Genomic DNA, 16133 nt, shown 5'->3' on the forward strand with positions numbered 1-16133 from the left:
TTTCTCCACCAAATCAGGACTTCGCAGAGTTTTTTGCGTCTTCTTCCAGCTGTTCGGCACGGAACAGAGCAAAATCATCGGCGGCCTGCTGGATGTTTACAAACAGCTCCGGCAAATCGATCAGCAATTTCACGCAATTTTCTTTGGTGAATTTCATGGGCTTGCCATCTGGGCCAGAAACCCCGCTCCAGCCGATAATGATGGATTCGGCATAAATCTCAGCCATCACGCGGTTAATCACGTCAACATCAGCCGTTTTTGCCTGAATTTGGCGCGCATACGGTTTCAGCTTTGCGCTTGCCACTTTTGCGTATTTTTGATTCGACCCACCAGCGCGATGGATGGTGATGATGCCAGAGGCACCGTAATCCAGATCCACGCCTTTGCCGCTTTCCAGATTTTTGTCCGTTGTAAAGTGCTTGTAGAAGCTCATTTTTTAGTCCTTGTTTTCGGGTTGTGCGCAGTAGTGGGGACAGAACCCGATGACTGTCCCCACCATCCTGCGCGGGATATGGGTATTCAAGCCGCCGAAGCGGCTACCGGGTTGTTAAATGGTTACGGGGTTTCGGGCACGCGGGTGATTTTCAACGTGCACTGCTCTGTCGGGTCGTAGAGAGCTTGGAACGGCAGGGTAATCATAACGTCCTGATCGTTCCCCGGTGTAGCAACATCGGCATCACTGAATTTCAGCCGAGGGATGACGAATTCATAATTCGTTTCCGATGCGCCGCCGATGGTGAATGTCAAATCGGTCGCCGTGCCGGCCAAGAACAGGTCGTACGCTTCCTTGTTCTCAAAATACATGGTCACGGTACCCGTCAGAACAAAGCGACCAGCGCCGACGCCGAGGCTTTCAACGGAACCGACAACGGGCTTCTGCCGCAGGTTGTTGGTGCCTTGCAGGGACAGGGCTGTGATTTTCGGGCTGGTTACGCCTGTGACAGCCAATGACGCAAAGTTTGTCCCGGCGTTCATGACGTCATAGGTCGGCGCATCTGTGTACGTGGCACCGGAAATGGCCGTTGTAGCTACACTTCCGCCTTTGCCCATAAATCCGAATGAACCGGTCACGATCTGCTGGGTTGAAATATCCAGATTGAAGGTGTTGGCGATCATTCCGGTGTAGCGGAAGAAATTGTCCGTTGCTCCGGTTTCGAATGTTTTTTCGATTGAGAACGATTTCGGTGTGATACCGTTCTTCAGGACGTTGCTGCTCCATGCGCTGTACATGAAGGATTCCAGAAAATCATCGAATGTACCGTAGGACAGTTCGAAGTTTACCCCACCTTCTGCGCCACCAGCCACCTGTACCAGATCGGCCACGTTGCGGTCTGGGCGGATTTCGTTGCTGGTAATGTTCTGGCGCGCGTGTTTCAGCGATTCGCCGGTATATCGGACCTTTTTAAAGGTCGGGGTGGCCGGGGTGGTGCCATATACGCTTTCGGCGATATAGGCGAGGCGTGTCTGCGAGGTATCAGCCATTTCGATGGTCTCCTTTTGGCATTAAAAAAGCCCCTGACGGGGCGGTGGGGCTTTATCGGGAATTAGGCAATCCGGTCGTACTTGAATGCGGCGCTGACCTTCCATTGGTAGGCGCCTGTCGCATCCTTTCCGATGTCCCTGGCATTGATGTTGCTGAACGTGATGCCGGGCAGGGTGTTAGCAAGGAAAATGTCGTGCGCGATATCGGCCTTTTTGCGGGCGTCGATACTGCCCTGACCAGCAGGCTGGAAAATGTCGATATAAACCATACCGACGCGGCGGAACCGGTTTGAACCGGGGCTTCCCATGCTGGCCTGATATCCGTCGTTATTCTTCATACTGAACCGCACCCACGTCGCATTGTTCGGCGGGGTAAAGGATACGTCCGGCCATGCAATAGGGGTCCGCGCGGCCCATCCTGTATTGAAATAGGCGCGCACCGCGGCTTCGGCTTGTTCAAATTTCATGATTGTTTCGCCAGTTCCTTGCCCTGCCGGACGCCAATCTGCACCGCGGCATCCACGAAACCAGCCGGGGCTTTTGTTGAGCTTCCATCGTTCAGGGGACGGATATAGGGCAGGTTGTTCGATATATAGATCGTGTCGTTCAGTTTGTACGAACCGATAACAGGCAAGGCCTTTTCGGTTCCGTCGTACGACCCGCCTTCCATGCCAGATGGATCGACCAGCGACACATCTACGGTGTTCAGGTCGATATTCCAGTTTGCACGGGCCCGGCCAGTATCGACCGGGGTATTTTCAACAATGTTATTGAAAACCTTGAGGGCGATCAGGCGAGTGACTTTTTCCTGCGTTCCCAAAACCTTTTCTTCATAGGCCTTGTTTAACTGTCTGCGGAAATCTGCGCTCATGCTGATTTTTGCACCTCATCCATGACACGCTTTGAAAGCCATCCACAGGCCCCATGCAACAGAACAGGGTTTTCGTCCGGTGATATGCTATAGGCGGTTTGCACATAGCCTTGGGCATTGATTCCGGCGATCGCAATACTGCGAAATTCTCCGGTTTTCGCCTGTTCTAATGCTTGCGTCAGGTACCGAACAGCATCGTAATTGATTGGGTACGGCATCGGCTCGACCACGGAAAGCTTTGGTGTGACTTTGCCGATGCGACAGCCTGTCATTTCCGTACCTGCACCATGTACAGCAGGACGGTGTCGCCGGGCTGCACAACGTCTGTGTTGATCACGTTGTAGGTGACGCCACCATCAATGATCTTGTGGTCCGTATCCGGAGCCATATCCAGCGATGCACCAGCAATCAGGACGCGTTTATCTGTGCGTTTGATCTTTTCCCCATCCACATCGTTTTTGGAAAAATTCGTGAACAGGGCCTTTACCGTTTCATCCACCGGGGTGGCCGCCGTAAAGGTATCGTTGGATGGGTCATAGACCTGGCCTTCGCCGGGGCGGCGAACGGTGATTTCGCGCCCTTTATCTGCGATCTGTTTCAGCGCAGTTTTGGCCATGTTTTCGTAAAATTCCGTCATGTGCGCACCAATGGGCGGTTATAGATAGATCCGGAAAGCAAGCCAGACAGCAAGCCATCGATCGCGGGGCGGGTTTTGCCGTTCCGGGCATTGTCCATGTATTCGACCTCGATCACATCGACCTTTTCCCGCTTAACGGCGCGGTCCTGCGTCGGGTTCAGGTCAGTGGCAATGGCCTCCAGGGCCAATTGGATGACGGCCTGTTTCAGTTTGGCCGGGACGACAGCCTCATCGCGAGGGAACGAAAGGGCTTGCTCTTCGGTCAGTGCACAGCCCTTCCAGCGGCCCGCATAGGCCTGTTCCACATAATCCGTGGCGCGGACGAGGGCGGCTTGCTTTACCGAATTGCTTCCGGTCCACGCGGCGTTACCGCGGTCCGTATGATATGCGTCTGCCTCAGCGACAGATGCATAGCTGTTTGCGTCCGGTAATCCTGTGCCGTCCTCGACCACGAATGCCATGGATTATTGACCTTCGCCTGTGGCCAGCTTTGCGGCCCGTGCCAGATCAGCCAAAGCGGCTTTATTCGCGTCTGTTTCGAAGGTAACCTTGTTGGCTGTGAGGTATTCGGCCAGTTGTTTTTTGGTCATCTGGTCGAATTCGTCGCCCTGTTTTTGATTGGGTTTTTGTTCTTCGAGATCTTTGAAGGCCTGCACTTTATCACCGTATGCGGCTTCGATTTTCTTGTGCGTTCCAAGGGTGATAACGGTATCACACGGTTCGATTTGATCTGCCGTGAACAGCCGGGCGGAGCGCAGGCTAACGTGTGCAAATTTGTCTTTTGCCCGGATGTCTTCGGACAGGTCCTTCATGGCTTTGTCGTCATCGCCATAAATCAGGGTGGTTGTTTTCTTGCTGCTCATTGCAATCTCCTTATTGCGTTTATGATAAATTCTATGGCCTCTCCGCTGCGCATTTCATCCAGCGTCCACTGGGAGTATGCCAAGCGAGAAAAGTACACTCGTTTCTGCTCTTCTGATGGCGCCATGGGCAATTCTGCGTAAGGCGCAGATGGTTCGCAGATGACACGAACGCCATTGATAATTGCCTCGTGGCCCACATTCGAATTTATGCAATGAACGGCATGTACAGAGGCCCAATCGATTGGGCCAGACGATATACCATCATGACCAGTTGCGTTCACATCTGGGCTATCAGGGTGTGGCCGCCACAGAACGGGCCTCGCCCCCTTTGCTTTCGCAATTTCTCGGGTGGCCCAAGCGGAAATTCCATCCGCATCAAGGCCATGTGACGGATCGCCCACATGCTGACCGCAGACCAAGACGTATTCACCATCATGTTGCGGTTTGAAAAAAATCCCGAGACGATCAAGCCTGTCGGATAGGCACTGGAAAGGAGGAACCCACCCCAATCGGTTAAGGCCCACCTGCCAATGTCCGGTGGCCCATGTTTTTATCCCAGAAACTCGGGACATGTAGCCGTAATCAATAACGATAACCGGTTTACCCTTTTTAGCGTATGCGTCCCGGATAACTGTGCCTTTATCGCGCAGCCCAGACACAACCACGACGTCGAAATCTTCGACTTGATCAGGGGTAAACGGGTTATGGTTACGATATTTGAAAGGAAGAGTGGCGGCTCTTAACCCTTGGGCAAAAGCCGCCACTTCCATATTCTCTTCTAAGGCATAAAGCCCCAGCATTATCGGGACTGAATGATGCAGCCAGCAAAATCCTTGCTGGATGTGAAGGCGGCGTCCCAGTTTGATCCGGTACCGAGGGCGGCAGCGTTCGGGTTTTTACCGCCGTTCGCCACATCCCATTTGAATCCTTTGACGCCGAGGTTGTACCCAAACTCACCCTGCATACGCATAAGGATCTGTTCTTTCCCGGTGATCTCTTGGAAGGTCATGTACTCTTCCTCGGTTTCGTCCACGATCAGGCCATCAGCGGTCAGGCCGAGGGTCATGTAGTTCGTGTATGCGCCGGTACCTGTGCCGCCTGTTTGCACCAGAGACGCACTGTCCGTTACCAGAATAGGGCGGTTCAGGGTCACCGGGCCACCGTTGACAATGGTGGTATTCGCAATCAGGTCGCCGTTGTTGGCTGGCGTGACCTGGTATTGGAACAGGTCGAAGAACACCTTCGAGTGCATTACGAAGGCCTGAATGCGGTTTGCCTGATCCCCGAACTTGGAAAGCCCTGAAACCATTGAGGACGTGTTCAGGGTTCCGTTTGTCGGAACCGTGTACTTTACCGCTGCTTGGTTGTTCAGGGCGGCAACACCAGCCAGCAAGGAACTGTTCAGCATGTCGGCCAACGCATCAGCGGCAGCCTGTTCACCTGCAGCAACTTTGATAGCGTCCATATCCAAGCCCGGCTTCAGAATTGCCGCTCGAGACCAGTCAACCGGGCCGATTTTACGGTTCAGTTTTACGCTGATAATCTGGTCTTGCGTCAGTTTAATGGACGTCGCATCCGAAACGGATGTTTGATCCTGACGGGAAACCAGACCACCAGCGTTCTTGAAGAACGCTGAATAATCATAATCACCCGGTTTGCGGTTGCTACGGAAAACAATGGTGCCCGCTGATTGGCCGTTAAAGCCATCGATCATTTGGGTGATTTTTTCTGTGTATCCAGTTTGGATCAGCGGATCAAAATATTTCATATCGGTAGGAAGGGATGTCGCCATGATGTTGTCCTTTCAGGTCTGACAATTAAAAACCCATCGTATGATGGGGGGTTTCTTCTCGTTATTCGGGAAGCGCGAGATACGCTTCTTGGCCGTGTTCTTTGATGTACGCCGCCTTATCAACATGGTTCATCGCAGAACGCGTTTGACCGCCAGCAGCCTTGCCGCCACCGTTTGAGCCACCGGCTCCGCCGCCACTATTTGCTGTGGCGGCAATGAAATGCTTCCCGTCCTCGCCTTGCGCGAACGATGAAACGAATTCTTGAATGGGCTTGCCGGAGATTGTGGCCACAGCAGCGCCATCCGCATCTGATACCTCAGCCTTGTTTTCCGCCAAAATCATGGCCTTGGCCGCTTTCAGATGCGCCGGATTGGTTACACCGGCCTTGGTCAGGGCCTCGGTCAGGCCGTTATCGACCAGAAGTTTGTGCAATTTCGCCTCGCGGTCAGCCAGCTTTGCGGACAGATCGCCCTTTTCTTTGGCATGGCGCGCTTCCAGCGTGGATTTTATTTTCTCCACATCGCCCCCTTTGGCGGCGGCTTCCTCTTCTGCGGCGTCCTTGGCGGCTTTAAGTTCGTCCAACTGTTCTTGGATTGATTTTGACGAATCCTTGAGTTTTTTAACCTCACCCAAAAGCTCATCTTTTTTAGCCTTCAGGCCCTCAGTTTCTTTGTCGATCATCTTTTGCAGTTCGGCCTTGCCTTCTGCGGTATCGGTATCAATTACGGGCATTCAATCATTCCCCTCGGGTTTGAGTTTCGCGGCCTTGCCGCATTAAAAACCCGCCAACGCGGCGGGTTATTCTGAAAATGTCTTGTTCCAGATATTGGCATCGCGCCGCTTCAGTTCCGCCAGCGTATATTCGCGCCCGGTATCGTCGGCGAACCGGTCAAGCGGTAGGCCACCATCGCGGAACAGTTTGGCTTTTTTGACGCCTAAGACCTCCTGCTGGACGGATAGAGGCTGGCGTTTAAGCCATTGCTCATAGGTCCAGTCATCGGGCACCGGGCCAAATGCGCTGGCCCGCGATCCCTTGATCGATGTTTCGCCCATATACGGAACCTTTCGGCTCCGGCACCGGAAGTGCGCCGGGATCGGTGGCGCGGATTTGACCGGGTACACGCGGCCATCGCGCTCCCGGCATGTGGCCGATGTGCGGCTGTCGAGGGTTGAAACCCATTTCAGGCCCTTGATTATGTCGGCGTTGGCTTCCCACACATACTGTCCTGATCGGTCAGCAACATGGGCAATGGCGGTGCGCACGATGGAATCCACATCGCGTCTGGATATTTCCAGCACACCGTCACGGTACCGCGCTGCGCGTGTCCCGCGTATGCGGCGCACGATCTGGTCCGTTGTCTGACCCTCGGCAATACCTATCCGGACAGCATCATTGATGCGGCGGGCGTCGGTCTGCGCCAGGCTGGAATACCATTCCTTGAGCAGGCGGCCCTGAAACGGCTGGGCCCGTACAATTGCCCGGAGCTGTGACGTTGCGGGGCGGTTCATTTCGATTACCGCGGCACCGATTGCTGATTTCTCAATCAGGACGGCCTGAAATTCTGCCTCATACTCCGCAAAATCCACCATACCTTCGGCGGATACGTCGGATAGGCCATCATAGAGCGTGGCCCGCATCTTTGCGATCGATGCACCCATGTCGCGGATGCGTTTCGTTGTCTCCGGCCCGAGGTCAACACCTCGTTCCTCGATCTTGTGAAGACGATCCAGAAGGGTTTTCTGCAGGCCCGCATCCGCCTTGTTCAGGAGGGCGATTATCTTCCGGACTTCACTGGCCTTGAACCGTTCCAGCCAAACCATGTGGCGAACGGAGGCATCAAGGATGCGCTCATTCGCTGTCGTCATCGACTGTCATCGTTCCGAGGGCAGGGGCGCTATCGGCTTTACGGTCCTGTTCCTCTTCAAAGGTCAGGCCTTCACTGATGACTTCACCAGATTTCAGGCCCTCAAAGAACGTCCTGTCGGACACGCCGCCCGATTGCCATGCACCAACCCATGCGGTCAGGTCTTGAGCCGACATAGGCGTAGGCAAATAATCCTTGTTCATTTCATAGACGGCTTTACCGCCGAGCCCGGCCCAGTCCACCATAAACTGTAGAGCCTTTCGGACCTGCATTTCAACGGAGCCGGCCAGCGTTGCCAGAACACTGTTTTCACCGCCGCGCTTTATGCCCAGAGCGTCCGCCGTTTCTGTTTGGCGCTTCTCCGGGGCCAGCATGCGGGCACCAAGGGAGGCCATTTGTGCGTCTTTGCGATCCATAAGTTTTTCAATGGACGAGAAACCTTCGGCACCACACTGCAGGAACCCGGCGGTGGCATCCCGCGGCAATGCCATACCGCTACCGCCCATGTTGAATGTAAAATTTCCAGGATCATCGACGCCAGTAACGTAGGGCGTCGGCAGGCCAGCCATGTGCGCACCATTCTCAAGATCGGCGCTGTTCCGATACTGGGACAGGTTCAGATCGGCCAGATCCTCGATCGGCGGTTTTTGAACGCTGCAATCCGGCTCTTTTGGGGCCAAAAAGTAAAACGGTATATCGGTCAGGGGCGTGCCCCCCTTAAGAGGCTGCGCCATGTCGGCCATTTCCCAACCCTTGCCAGTCTGACGCCAGATGATCTGGACGTAGTAGCCGTCATAAAGGGTCAGTTCGCGGATCTGCGGCTTTACGGTACCGTCCACATCCTCATAGATTTCTTCAAGCGCGACGCGGGAAAGCTTTGTGACATTCCCAATCCTGGCCATTTTCCAGTTCAGGATGGATTCGGCTTTGTATGCGGTCATGTACGGTCGGATTTCCAGACGCGACATGTCATGCAAGGTCAGCGCGGCCCCGGACGCAAGATTCGGTGAGGGCGGATAATCAACCAAAATCCCGGCGCGGCCAACCGTGATCACGTCCTCGGTCAAACCGCGCACAAATCCCTCCAGGCTCATTCCGGCCAGATTGATGTTGGAGGTCCAAGCGTCCTTTACCGACGCGGGCAGGTCAACCACAGGAGCCTTGCGGAATATCAGGCCTGTGTAGCCATCAACCGTCCTGCCAGTGGCATTGTAGAAAACCGCACGCAATTTGTACGCGTTATATGCTTCCTTGCTTTGGCCATCCAGTTTTGGCAGATAATTCTCACCGCCGGCATGAACCTTGCGTTGCCCACCAACCACATCGCGGCATTTTCTCCACACCGGTGCATACTCATCGTATTCCGGGTGTGTTTTGTCTGGTGTTGGTGCGGTCATTTACCTGTGACTTTGATGGTTTGGACTTTGTTGTGAGTAATCGGGAATAGATAGGCAATCGGGTAACCGCCTGCATCGTTGGCGTGGTCGTGTCCGGATGATTTGTCCGGCTCCCCATTTTCACCCCATATCTGCCGCTCAAGCGATTGGGTGAATTTGGGGCAGGCCGCTGTATTCACCAGATAGCGCCGATCTCCGCATGTGTTGCAGAACATTGCGTTCATGCTGTTGATGCGATCTTTAACCGAAGGGTTCCGCGAATTGACGCGGACGATAAACCCAGCCTGTTTCAGCAGGGCTATATCCGTTTCACTGGCATTGCTGCTCTTGCGGTTATCCCCGGAGGCATCAGGATAAACGATAATCTTGTGGCCCGGGTACCGTTCCTTGATCTTGGCGATCATGGCCGGCGTGTCAAACAGGTCAATCAGTTCAGCGGCGGCACGCGGCAATCCATCGCGCATGACATTGACGATCCCTGCCATTTTCCCGACGTTGAAGTCCATCCCGATATGGAGGTCTTCACCCGGCTGTACGGTATCCGTGCAATGGTTCAGGCGGCGGTCGAAACAGTAATAGATGACGCCCTGATAGTTTTCAAAACTGGCTTCGTATTCCTGCCGAAACGTCCGTGGATCCATTGTCCGGCGCGCGGAATCAATCTCATCCTCTGGGACGTTTCCACCCTGGAGCGAGGTGTAAAGCCAGCTTTTGTGATCTTGAAGCTGACCCTGTCCGTCCAGATAGGTGTCGTAACAGTGGTTAAACCCTTTGGGCGTTCCGATGCGCAAAGCATGGCCGCCGCGGTATTCGACCCCATCCACCGTATAACGGCAGGTGGACAGCATCGGACGCAGAACTTCTTCCCATGCCTCATAGGCGCAATCGGCCCATTCATCGACCAGCACAAAGAACAGGCCGGAGCCGCGGAGGTTATCGTAATTGTCCAGCCCCACAATCCGGATAACGTGCCCGGTGCGCAGGGTGATGCTGCATTCTGTTTCGTTCGGTTTTCCGGCGCGCCATTCGCGGGGTATCGCCTGCTTTAGCCTGCGCCAGAAAACCCGCTTAGCCTGTTTGAATGTCGGGGCCGCGTACCAGATTTCATCCTCGATACTGACGCCCCACTTCATGGCCAAACGGGCAGCGCGGCGCATTTCAGCCTTGCCAAGGTATGTCTTGCCAAACCGGCGGCCACAAACAGCGTCGCGAAAGCGGGCGCATTGTTGCCATCCCCAGACAAAGATGTTGGCCTGTTTGGGCGTCAGAGCCACCGGGCCATCAGAGGATGGGCGCATTCGGTACCGCCTCGTCAGGCTTCAAAGCGTATTCATCACCAATCGGCGCATCCGAGGGCGGAAGCGCCTCTGGTTTAGGTGCCCATGTATCGCGGCGGCGGTTTGTCAGCCAAACCGTACAGGCCTGCGTATCTGGCGGGGCCTGTTTGCGAATGGTCACGACCTTGACGTCTTCATACTCACGGGACTTTTTACCGCCCTCGTACTCAATGACCTTAACCTTGAACGCGACCTCTTCGGTCCATTCTGCACCATTGGCACGTCGGAACAGAGAATCCGCCACCTCGGTGTCAGCGGGCGTCTTGCCTGCGCGTATAGCCTCCGAGAATTCGGGATAATCGACTTTCCACTTATTGATCGTGCTTTCCGATTTTCCAAAGAATTCAGCAATATCTGTATCTGTGGCATCAGATTTAAGCAGGAACAATTTCCGGACTTGTGGCGCAAATTCTGGGCGGTAGTCACTTGGACGGCCTGCGCCAGTTCCTTTTTCTTTTTTTGGGGCCTTGCCCTGTGTTTTCTTTGCCATGCTCGACCCCTTGGGTGGATGGTTGCAGGCCTAGCCCGCGTGAAACATGCCGCGCTTCCGTGATTAAGCTGAAATCCTTTACGCCGATCAGCTTTGACCGGGCTCACCTGCATGTCAGGGGCAGGTGGAACGGCATCAACGGCTTTTCACTTTGGCGCGGGCAAAGTGGGGTCAGGGAGGTATCGGCAACCCACGAAAATCTGGAGGGTGGGGCAATCCGTTACTGTGAGGCAGAACCGACAAGGCCATGCGGGGCCAATGCCCCACCCATAGAAAAACCCGCCGAAGCGGGTTTTTTTTAATCAAACTTTACTTTACCTGAGGAAATCCGAGTTAAAATGTAACGGGACATTTCATCAACCTCACCACCAGATGGTGAGTATGTCACCAAAACCTCTGCTGTATGGTGCCCCTCATTATCTGCGATACACACCATGCGCCTCAGGTCTTCGACATTAAGAGAGAGCGAAAATGTCAGATCTTTAACCTCACAATTTCCTAAATCAGCAATTTCAAAACGGGTATTGATCGATACTGCGCCTGATTCGTTTTCGTCATTGCAGGTGTAAAATGTAGATTTGGCCGCGTTCATCATTAATCCCTCACGCTATGCTTTTCGCAATGCGCGCCTGATGGACATATACAGCCAGACTTGCAGAAAGAAATTCCGGCACCCTCAAAAGCAAGGATGATGTTTTTTACCGTTGAGAACGAAGATGTCTCCGGTCCATTTAATTCTATGCGCTTTATTGTTGGGGCAGAAACCCCAGAATGTTCCGCCAGATCGCCCTGATTCCAATCAAGAAAAGCGCGAGCTGCTCGTATCTGTCCAGATGATATCATCATAACCTCTATGTTGATCGTTATTGCAACATAAATGTATTACTTTGATACTTTTTTGTCAACCTTTAATATTAAAAGTTTTCGACTTGAATTGTCTGGACGGGCACCCGGGGCTTGATACCACGCGCATAAAGCGCGCTGTCACACGCGATTGGCGACTCGACCACATCCGGCGTTGCCCGTCCATGTGTGCTGTGTTCTGGCCTGTACCCGCTCATGGCGGGGATTGGAGCGCATAGTCACAGCACGCATCGAGGGGCGCATCGAGTTACATAACGCGTTCTGATGTGGTATAACGAGCAAGGTAAAAACAATGAAATACAGCGCATTCGGTGGCCCCGTTTTGCGCTGATTTTAGTAAGAAAAACGAAAGGGGTGATGGGAGCGGGGGCTTGATTTTGTACCCGCCGGATTTGGTACAATTGTCTAATCAATAAAAACCCCACCATGGTGGCGGGGTTGGTACTGGCGCAAAACACCAGCATGCCTATGAGTATAGGGGGGCCTGGGGTAGGGGGTCAAGTGCATAAATTTAGAAAAGGAAAATAACATGAAAGTATTTTTACACTGCAGCAATAAAGAAGAAACGAATTATCCATACAACGATGTTGTGATCATGGAATCATTACCGCGCGTTGGTGAATATATCTCAGTACAAAAAGACGATGATGGAGATATTGACGGCTTTTTCGAGGTGAAGGGCGTCATTCATTGTGTGGATTATGGCGACGACTCTGAGTGGGACGTCGATGTATTCGCAACAGAAACTGACAAAACAATGGCCGACATTAAGTTTGGTTCGTAATCGCCCATAACACAGCCAAAGCCCGGAGCCCCGTCAAAAGGGCCCGGGTTCTTGCCGGCGTCCCTGCGTATTGGTCATTCCCGCACACATCCCAGATAACATCCTGCTCCTGCGGTGTCAGCACTTCCAGCGCCTTCTCAAGCCGGATTTGGTAATCGGTCTTTGATGCGAATGGGTCCTGCCCGCGGCGGCCGGAAACGAAATCCCCATACATTGGCGTTGTACGCGGCAGTTTCCCGGCACAGAAAAAATAGAACGTAAACCGGCACCCGGCCTTCCACATGTCCTCGGTGATGGTCCCGGCGTTCAGGTACCAATCCAGCTTGCATGTGATCTTTGCGCGCTGGCGGACCTGCACGACCCCGCCCTTGGCATCCCGATCAACAGCCTCGATCGATACACCGCCTTCCTGCCGCATACGTTCTGGGGTGGCGAACTCGCTGGCCTTGATCAGGGGCGCTTTGTCTGCGGCTGATTTCTTGGTCTTTTTGGTCATGCTGCGGTCTCCTGTGTGGGTTTGGCTGGGGTGTAGACGAGCTGGATGTCTGCTCCGAGGGCACGTTGCAGAGCGGTGAAATAGTCGGTCTTGACGCGGTCCATGGCGAACTTACCCGGCATCGTCAGAACCGGGGCTGACCAGAGGGCGTCGCGGAACCATGCCACCGTGGCCGCGGCGCCGATCTCGGCGGCGATGGCGCGTTGCCAATCGGCCATGTCTTCGGTGCTGATGGCTTTTGGTTCCGGCACGTTCAGGGCGGCATCGAGATAATACTGCTCATGCAGCCATTTCTTTGCATGCGTCACGAACTTTGGCTCGATCTTGTTCTCGGCGCATTTCCGGGCGTAGGCCTTGGCCGCACGGGTCATCTGGGCGGGATCAGCGCCTTTGAACATGATCTGATTCAGGAACTGCGCCCGCGCCGCGGTTTCCCCTTCGTCGCTGGGATATGCGGCCCAGAACTCAGCGAACCCGCTGTCATCGGCAATCGGTCGTGGCTTCGGTTTGGTTCCACGTGAAACCTTTTCACCCGAAGGGGGCAAGGGGGATTCTTTTAATTGGTTATTGGGTTCTTGGTTAGTTGGTACGCCCGTGGGTTCAGCCGTTGCAACGTCCGTACCAACAGCCGTTGAACCTGTTTCGTTATCTTTCAATGCCTTGCGCGCCTCAGCGGACAATTTTCCGGCGACGCTCTTTTGCTCAATATTTGCACGAGATTTTTCTAATTTTTTCGTGCATACGACGTTGCGAATTTTTCCATTCTCGACATAGATTTTTTTGTGCACCTCGATCAGGGCCTTTTTAATCGCCTTCCATTTCGGTCCGGTCTTCGTGCTGTACTGCAGGACTTTGTCATCATCCAGCAGGTCGTCATTGGTCGCATAGATCATGTCCAGCACCCGGCGATAGGCCAGTTCTGTCATCGGGTCCATTTGCTGGGTACCGTCCAGCGCATCCTTTGCGCACCATTCAACGAAGAGAACCTTGTGTTCGGTCATGCTACGGCCCCCGCAAACAACGGGCCAGCGTCTTTGCTTTTCTCTGGCGTATCTGCCTTGACAGAAACCAATCCAGCACGTAGTCGGTCACGGGCAATGTCGATATAATCGGCATTTAACTCGATCAGGATGGAATCCAGCCCCATGCTTTCCGCAACCAGCCCCGTAGTGCCAGATCCGCCGAATGGATCCAAAACAACCCCACCAGATGGGCACCCGGCCAACAGGCAACGCCGGACCAGTTCCGGCGGGAACGTGGCAAAATGCGCGCCGCTGAATGCATGGGTCGGGATTTCCCAGACCTGCATATAAGCGGGTTCATAATTGCGCAGTGCCCGCCCGTTGGATTGCTGCTCCGCTTTGGACATGTGATCCCAGCGGTCATTAAACCCGGCATGCCGGCGGCTATGCCCCCGCTGCTTTTCCGGAAGGTTTTCGCCAAGCGTATGGCGGCCATAAGTGTCCCGTCCTCGGGTTTTGTGTGGTGTCCGGCCATCCTTGTTAAATTTACCGTGCGAACCTTCGTCGCCCCAGCTGGACGGTGCGTAATAATCACCAGACGTCTTTTGCTGAACCCTGACATCCTGATGGTTGTAAAAATACTTTCTGGATTTTGTCAGAAGAAAGATTTTTTCATGTGCGACTGCGGGGCGATCTTTGGCACTGTCGGGCATTGCGTTGGGTTTTGCCCACACAATTTCAGACCGGACCCACCACCGGGCTTTGCTGCCTTCCGGTTCCCATTCCTGCAAGGCAATAGCCAGGCGGTTGGGCAGCATGCAAAGGTCTTTGGCTTTCAATTTCCCTTGGATGGTGCTGAAAGGCTTGTCCCGGAATGCCCGGTCATCATTTTGGATGTCTTTGGCCGGGCGGCCGTTCGGGGTTGATGCATAGCAATCCCCATAGTTCAGCCACACGGTTCCGGTTTTTTTCAGGACGCGGTGAATTTCTGCGAACACTGCGACTATGTTCTGGATATGCTCGGACAGCGTCATTTCCATGCCAAGCTGCCCTTCGACGCCATAATCGCGCAGGCCCCAGTATGGTGGGCTGGTCACGACAATATCTACAGATTCATCGGGCAACGATTTTAAACGATCAATTACATCACCGTGTAGTATTTGAACGGTCATTTCTGAATCCCTTCCAAAATCGTGCGCTTATCGCCTTTTTTGACCCAATCAACGGTTTGCATACGGCGCAGGTTGTTCAGTGCGGCGTCCATGGCAACGCTGTGCGGGAAGGTCAACAATTCCTCGCGTCCGGTCGTTTTGTATTTGACGGTCAGCTGGTATTTTTTGCGGTTCAGGGTCATTGCGCTCTCCGTTTCCCGAACATCTTTTCGGCGACGTTTTTCATGTGCTGGCCATCAAAGGCGTTGTGAATCCATTCCGGTTTAATCATCACGGTGCCGGTTTCGTGCCAGAGCTTTGCGGCCTTGTGGCGCAACTCTGCATCGTTCATCGGCGTATAGGGCTGGTACCGGGCCAAGCTGGTGCGAGGGTGGGTCATGGCTGTATCTCCTTGATCGTCACATAAACGCCGTTGCCGGTGTTTAGGCGCGTCATTCGCATGTCATCAATCTGGCAATCGTTCAGGTAGACACCGGATTCTTCCAAAAAATCGGACAGGGCTTTTTCGAAGTTTGCGATGTCCCGGCGGCGCTTGTCCGGAAAACCGAACCCGTAATGCACAATCAGACGACCGGTCATTGGGGCGATGGTTTCGATCTGTGATTTGAGGGCCTGCTCCGCTTCCGCCGACCATGCGCGATAGCGTGCCGATTTGATCACCCGGCCATTTACGGCGCGGTATGCGGCATTCACGGATGGGGGGATAGGGAGCAGGGCCTCGAACATTTATTCCATCCCGATCGCGGCTTTGTACGATTCCCGCAACATGTCGCGTTCCCGACGTTTTTCGAGGTCGATTTTGCGTTCGCGCACGATCTCGCGGATGGTTTTGGTATCAAACCCAGTGGCCTTAGCCTCGGCGTACACGTCCTTGATGTCTTCGTTCAGGGCGTCTTTTTCCTCACCCAGACGCTCAAGGCGTTCAATGAAGGCTTTCAGGCGCTTACCCGTCACGCCATCAACCTCGCGTTCTCCATCGCTGTTGTGGCCGATTCCTGGCGTATCCTCTGTCATGGTGTCCTCGTTTGATTGTGATTAAAGGGGCAGGCGACCTTGCTTGGCGTCCGGCTTTGGTCGCGGGATGCCAGCAACGTCACAAAGACGATCGATAAAGTCGTGT

General features: G+C 54.0%; 24 protein-coding genes. 1 reads left to right on the forward strand and 23 read right to left on the reverse strand.

All coding sequences use genetic code 11. The features are described from left to right. Positions 1 to 13: 13 nt before the first annotated feature. The 16 genes from MICA_RS02550 to MICA_RS12005 all read right to left on the reverse strand — a co-directional run bounded on the left by MICA_RS02550 (position 14) and on the right by MICA_RS12005 (position 11330). Positions 14 to 433: a hypothetical protein gene (locus MICA_RS02550; RefSeq protein WP_014102110.1), complete on the reverse strand. Its 420-nt coding sequence runs from the start codon at positions 431 to 433 to the stop codon at positions 14 to 16. A 122-nt stretch (positions 434 to 555) separates the two neighbouring features. After that, positions 556 to 1482 carry a phage tail tube protein gene (locus MICA_RS02555; RefSeq protein ID WP_014102111.1) on the reverse strand — a complete coding sequence of 309 codons (927 nt, stop codon included), beginning with the start codon at positions 1480 to 1482 and terminating at the stop codon, positions 556 to 558. Between the two features lie 62 nt (positions 1483 to 1544). After that, on the reverse strand, positions 1545 to 1949 hold the full coding sequence (locus MICA_RS02560) for a phage tail terminator-like protein (RefSeq protein WP_014102112.1): 405 nt from the start codon (positions 1947 to 1949) through the stop codon (positions 1545 to 1547). After that, positions 1946 to 2353, reverse strand: coding sequence for an HK97 gp10 family phage protein (locus tag MICA_RS02565; protein WP_014102113.1), 408 nt, complete (start codon positions 2351 to 2353; stop codon positions 1946 to 1948). Before MICA_RS02565 ends, MICA_RS02560 begins: the two co-directional genes overlap by 4 nt. After that, positions 2350 to 2625 carry a hypothetical protein gene (locus MICA_RS02570; protein ID WP_014102114.1) on the reverse strand — a complete coding sequence of 92 codons (276 nt, stop codon included), beginning with the start codon at positions 2623 to 2625 and terminating at the stop codon, positions 2350 to 2352. Before MICA_RS02570 ends, MICA_RS02565 begins: the two co-directional genes overlap by 4 nt. Further along, positions 2622 to 2990, reverse strand: a complete 369-nt coding sequence (locus MICA_RS02575; protein WP_014102115.1) for a hypothetical protein — start codon at positions 2988 to 2990, stop codon at positions 2622 to 2624. The genes MICA_RS02570 and MICA_RS02575 overlap by 4 nt, the downstream gene beginning before the upstream one ends. Then, a complete protein-coding gene (locus MICA_RS11820) occupies positions 2987 to 3451 on the reverse strand; it encodes a DnaT-like ssDNA-binding protein (RefSeq protein WP_014102116.1) in 465 nt (154 codons plus the stop codon). Before MICA_RS11820 ends, MICA_RS02575 begins: the two co-directional genes overlap by 4 nt. 3 nt (positions 3452 to 3454) lie before the next feature. Continuing rightward, positions 3455 to 3853, reverse strand: a complete 399-nt coding sequence (locus MICA_RS02585; RefSeq protein ID WP_014102117.1) for a hypothetical protein — start codon at positions 3851 to 3853, stop codon at positions 3455 to 3457. Then, complete coding sequence (locus tag MICA_RS02590; RefSeq protein ID WP_041793751.1) at positions 3850 to 4653, reverse strand: hypothetical protein; 804 nt, start codon at positions 4651 to 4653, stop codon at positions 3850 to 3852. Before MICA_RS02590 ends, MICA_RS02585 begins: the two co-directional genes overlap by 4 nt. Further along, a complete protein-coding gene (locus tag MICA_RS02595) occupies positions 4653 to 5645 on the reverse strand; it encodes a major capsid protein (RefSeq protein ID WP_014102119.1) in 993 nt (330 codons plus the stop codon). Before MICA_RS02595 ends, MICA_RS02590 begins: the two co-directional genes overlap by 1 nt. Before the next feature lie 61 nt (positions 5646 to 5706). Further along, positions 5707 to 6378: a hypothetical protein gene (locus MICA_RS02600; RefSeq protein ID WP_014102120.1), complete on the reverse strand. Its 672-nt coding sequence runs from the start codon at positions 6376 to 6378 to the stop codon at positions 5707 to 5709. 66 nt (positions 6379 to 6444) lie between these two features. After that, complete coding sequence (locus tag MICA_RS02605) at positions 6445 to 7512, reverse strand: minor capsid protein (RefSeq protein WP_014102121.1); 1068 nt, start codon at positions 7510 to 7512, stop codon at positions 6445 to 6447. Beyond that, a complete protein-coding gene (locus MICA_RS02610; RefSeq protein WP_014102122.1) occupies positions 7496 to 8908 on the reverse strand; it encodes a DUF4055 domain-containing protein in 1413 nt (470 codons plus the stop codon). Before MICA_RS02610 ends, MICA_RS02605 begins: the two co-directional genes overlap by 17 nt. Beyond that, positions 8905 to 10206 carry a phage terminase large subunit family protein gene (locus MICA_RS02615; protein WP_014102123.1) on the reverse strand — a complete coding sequence of 434 codons (1302 nt, stop codon included), beginning with the start codon at positions 10204 to 10206 and terminating at the stop codon, positions 8905 to 8907. Before MICA_RS02615 ends, MICA_RS02610 begins: the two co-directional genes overlap by 4 nt. Then, entirely contained in the window at positions 10190 to 10735 is a 546-nt protein-coding gene (locus MICA_RS02620; protein WP_014102124.1) for a hypothetical protein, read from the reverse strand. The genes MICA_RS02615 and MICA_RS02620 overlap by 17 nt, the downstream gene beginning before the upstream one ends. Positions 10736 to 11033: 298 nt before the next feature. Continuing rightward, positions 11034 to 11330, reverse strand: a complete 297-nt coding sequence (locus tag MICA_RS12005; protein ID WP_148260407.1) for a hypothetical protein — start codon at positions 11328 to 11330, stop codon at positions 11034 to 11036. A gap of 798 nt (positions 11331 to 12128) precedes the next feature. Here MICA_RS12005 and MICA_RS02635 point away from each other — a divergent pair. After that, positions 12129 to 12383 carry a hypothetical protein gene (locus MICA_RS02635; protein WP_014102126.1) on the forward strand — a complete coding sequence of 85 codons (255 nt, stop codon included), beginning with the start codon at positions 12129 to 12131 and terminating at the stop codon, positions 12381 to 12383. On the opposite strand, the gene MICA_RS02640 is transcribed toward MICA_RS02635, so the two are convergent. From MICA_RS02640 to MICA_RS02670, 7 genes are read right to left on the reverse strand one after another with little or no spacing between them, the layout of a single operon-like run. After that, a complete protein-coding gene (locus MICA_RS02640) occupies positions 12367 to 12879 on the reverse strand; it encodes a hypothetical protein (RefSeq protein ID WP_014102127.1) in 513 nt (170 codons plus the stop codon). The genes MICA_RS02635 and MICA_RS02640 overlap by 17 nt on opposite strands. Further along, positions 12876 to 13880, reverse strand: a complete 1005-nt coding sequence (locus MICA_RS02645; RefSeq protein ID WP_014102128.1) for a DUF1376 domain-containing protein — start codon at positions 13878 to 13880, stop codon at positions 12876 to 12878. The genes MICA_RS02640 and MICA_RS02645 overlap by 4 nt, the downstream gene beginning before the upstream one ends. Next, positions 13877 to 15013, reverse strand: a complete 1137-nt coding sequence (locus MICA_RS02650) for a DNA-methyltransferase (protein ID WP_014102129.1) — start codon at positions 15011 to 15013, stop codon at positions 13877 to 13879. The genes MICA_RS02645 and MICA_RS02650 overlap by 4 nt, the downstream gene beginning before the upstream one ends. Then, a complete protein-coding gene (locus tag MICA_RS02655; protein WP_014102130.1) occupies positions 15010 to 15195 on the reverse strand; it encodes a hypothetical protein in 186 nt (61 codons plus the stop codon). The genes MICA_RS02650 and MICA_RS02655 overlap by 4 nt, the downstream gene beginning before the upstream one ends. Next, positions 15192 to 15392: a hypothetical protein gene (locus tag MICA_RS02660; RefSeq protein ID WP_014102131.1), complete on the reverse strand. Its 201-nt coding sequence runs from the start codon at positions 15390 to 15392 to the stop codon at positions 15192 to 15194. The genes MICA_RS02655 and MICA_RS02660 overlap by 4 nt, the downstream gene beginning before the upstream one ends. Next, a complete protein-coding gene (locus MICA_RS02665; RefSeq protein ID WP_014102132.1) occupies positions 15389 to 15739 on the reverse strand; it encodes a RusA family crossover junction endodeoxyribonuclease in 351 nt (116 codons plus the stop codon). The genes MICA_RS02660 and MICA_RS02665 overlap by 4 nt, the downstream gene beginning before the upstream one ends. Continuing rightward, positions 15740 to 16027, reverse strand: a complete 288-nt coding sequence (locus MICA_RS02670) for a DUF2312 domain-containing protein (protein WP_014102133.1) — start codon at positions 16025 to 16027, stop codon at positions 15740 to 15742. Positions 16028 to 16133 lie beyond the last annotated feature (106 nt).

The sequence above is a fragment of the Micavibrio aeruginosavorus ARL-13 genome, assembly GCF_000226315.1.
In the GTDB taxonomy this organism is placed as follows: domain Bacteria; phylum Pseudomonadota; class Alphaproteobacteria; order Micavibrionales; family Micavibrionaceae; genus Micavibrio; species Micavibrio aeruginosavorus_B.

Excerpts from the sequence above, each read along its gene's own strand:
- MICA_RS02640 (WP_014102127.1), bottom strand. The coding sequence starts at position 12,879 with ATGACCAAAAAGACCAAGAAATCAGCCGCAGACAAAGCGCCCCTGATC.
- MICA_RS02655 (WP_014102130.1), bottom strand. The coding sequence starts at position 15,195 with ATGACCCTGAACCGCAAAAAATACCAGCTGACCGTCAAATACAAAACG.
- MICA_RS02590 (WP_041793751.1), bottom strand. The coding sequence starts at position 4,653 with ATGCTGGGGCTTTATGCCTTAGAAGAGAATATGGAAGTGGCGGCTTTT.
- MICA_RS02670 (WP_014102133.1), bottom strand. The coding sequence starts at position 16,027 with ATGACAGAGGATACGCCAGGAATCGGCCACAACAGCGATGGAGAACGC.
- MICA_RS02585 (WP_014102117.1), bottom strand. The coding sequence starts at position 3,853 with ATGAGCAGCAAGAAAACAACCACCCTGATTTATGGCGATGACGACAAA.
- MICA_RS02595 (WP_014102119.1), bottom strand. The coding sequence starts at position 5,645 with ATGGCGACATCCCTTCCTACCGATATGAAATATTTTGATCCGCTGATC.
- MICA_RS12005 (WP_148260407.1), bottom strand. The coding sequence starts at position 11,330 with ATGATGAACGCGGCCAAATCTACATTTTACACCTGCAATGACGAAAAC.
- MICA_RS02615 (WP_014102123.1), bottom strand. The coding sequence starts at position 10,206 with ATGCGCCCATCCTCTGATGGCCCGGTGGCTCTGACGCCCAAACAGGCC.
- MICA_RS02565 (WP_014102113.1), bottom strand. The coding sequence starts at position 2,353 with ATGAGCGCAGATTTCCGCAGACAGTTAAACAAGGCCTATGAAGAAAAG.
- MICA_RS02560 (WP_014102112.1), bottom strand. The coding sequence starts at position 1,949 with ATGAAATTTGAACAAGCCGAAGCCGCGGTGCGCGCCTATTTCAATACA.
- MICA_RS02650 (WP_014102129.1), bottom strand. The coding sequence starts at position 15,013 with ATGACCGTTCAAATACTACACGGTGATGTAATTGATCGTTTAAAATCG.
- MICA_RS02570 (WP_014102114.1), bottom strand. The coding sequence starts at position 2,625 with ATGACAGGCTGTCGCATCGGCAAAGTCACACCAAAGCTTTCCGTGGTC.
- MICA_RS02635 (WP_014102126.1), top strand. The coding sequence starts at position 12,129 with ATGAAAGTATTTTTACACTGCAGCAATAAAGAAGAAACGAATTATCCA.
- MICA_RS02600 (WP_014102120.1), bottom strand. The coding sequence starts at position 6,378 with ATGCCCGTAATTGATACCGATACCGCAGAAGGCAAGGCCGAACTGCAA.
- MICA_RS02605 (WP_014102121.1), bottom strand. The coding sequence starts at position 7,512 with ATGACGACAGCGAATGAGCGCATCCTTGATGCCTCCGTTCGCCACATG.
- MICA_RS02660 (WP_014102131.1), bottom strand. The coding sequence starts at position 15,392 with ATGACCCACCCTCGCACCAGCTTGGCCCGGTACCAGCCCTATACGCCG.
- MICA_RS02575 (WP_014102115.1), bottom strand. The coding sequence starts at position 2,990 with ATGACGGAATTTTACGAAAACATGGCCAAAACTGCGCTGAAACAGATC.
- MICA_RS02555 (WP_014102111.1), bottom strand. The coding sequence starts at position 1,482 with ATGGCTGATACCTCGCAGACACGCCTCGCCTATATCGCCGAAAGCGTA.
- MICA_RS02665 (WP_014102132.1), bottom strand. The coding sequence starts at position 15,739 with ATGTTCGAGGCCCTGCTCCCTATCCCCCCATCCGTGAATGCCGCATAC.
- MICA_RS02620 (WP_014102124.1), bottom strand. The coding sequence starts at position 10,735 with ATGGCAAAGAAAACACAGGGCAAGGCCCCAAAAAAAGAAAAAGGAACT.
- MICA_RS02610 (WP_014102122.1), bottom strand. The coding sequence starts at position 8,908 with ATGACCGCACCAACACCAGACAAAACACACCCGGAATACGATGAGTAT.
- MICA_RS02645 (WP_014102128.1), bottom strand. The coding sequence starts at position 13,880 with ATGACCGAACACAAGGTTCTCTTCGTTGAATGGTGCGCAAAGGATGCG.
- MICA_RS02550 (WP_014102110.1), bottom strand. The coding sequence starts at position 433 with ATGAGCTTCTACAAGCACTTTACAACGGACAAAAATCTGGAAAGCGGC.
- MICA_RS11820 (WP_014102116.1), bottom strand. The coding sequence starts at position 3,451 with ATGGCATTCGTGGTCGAGGACGGCACAGGATTACCGGACGCAAACAGC.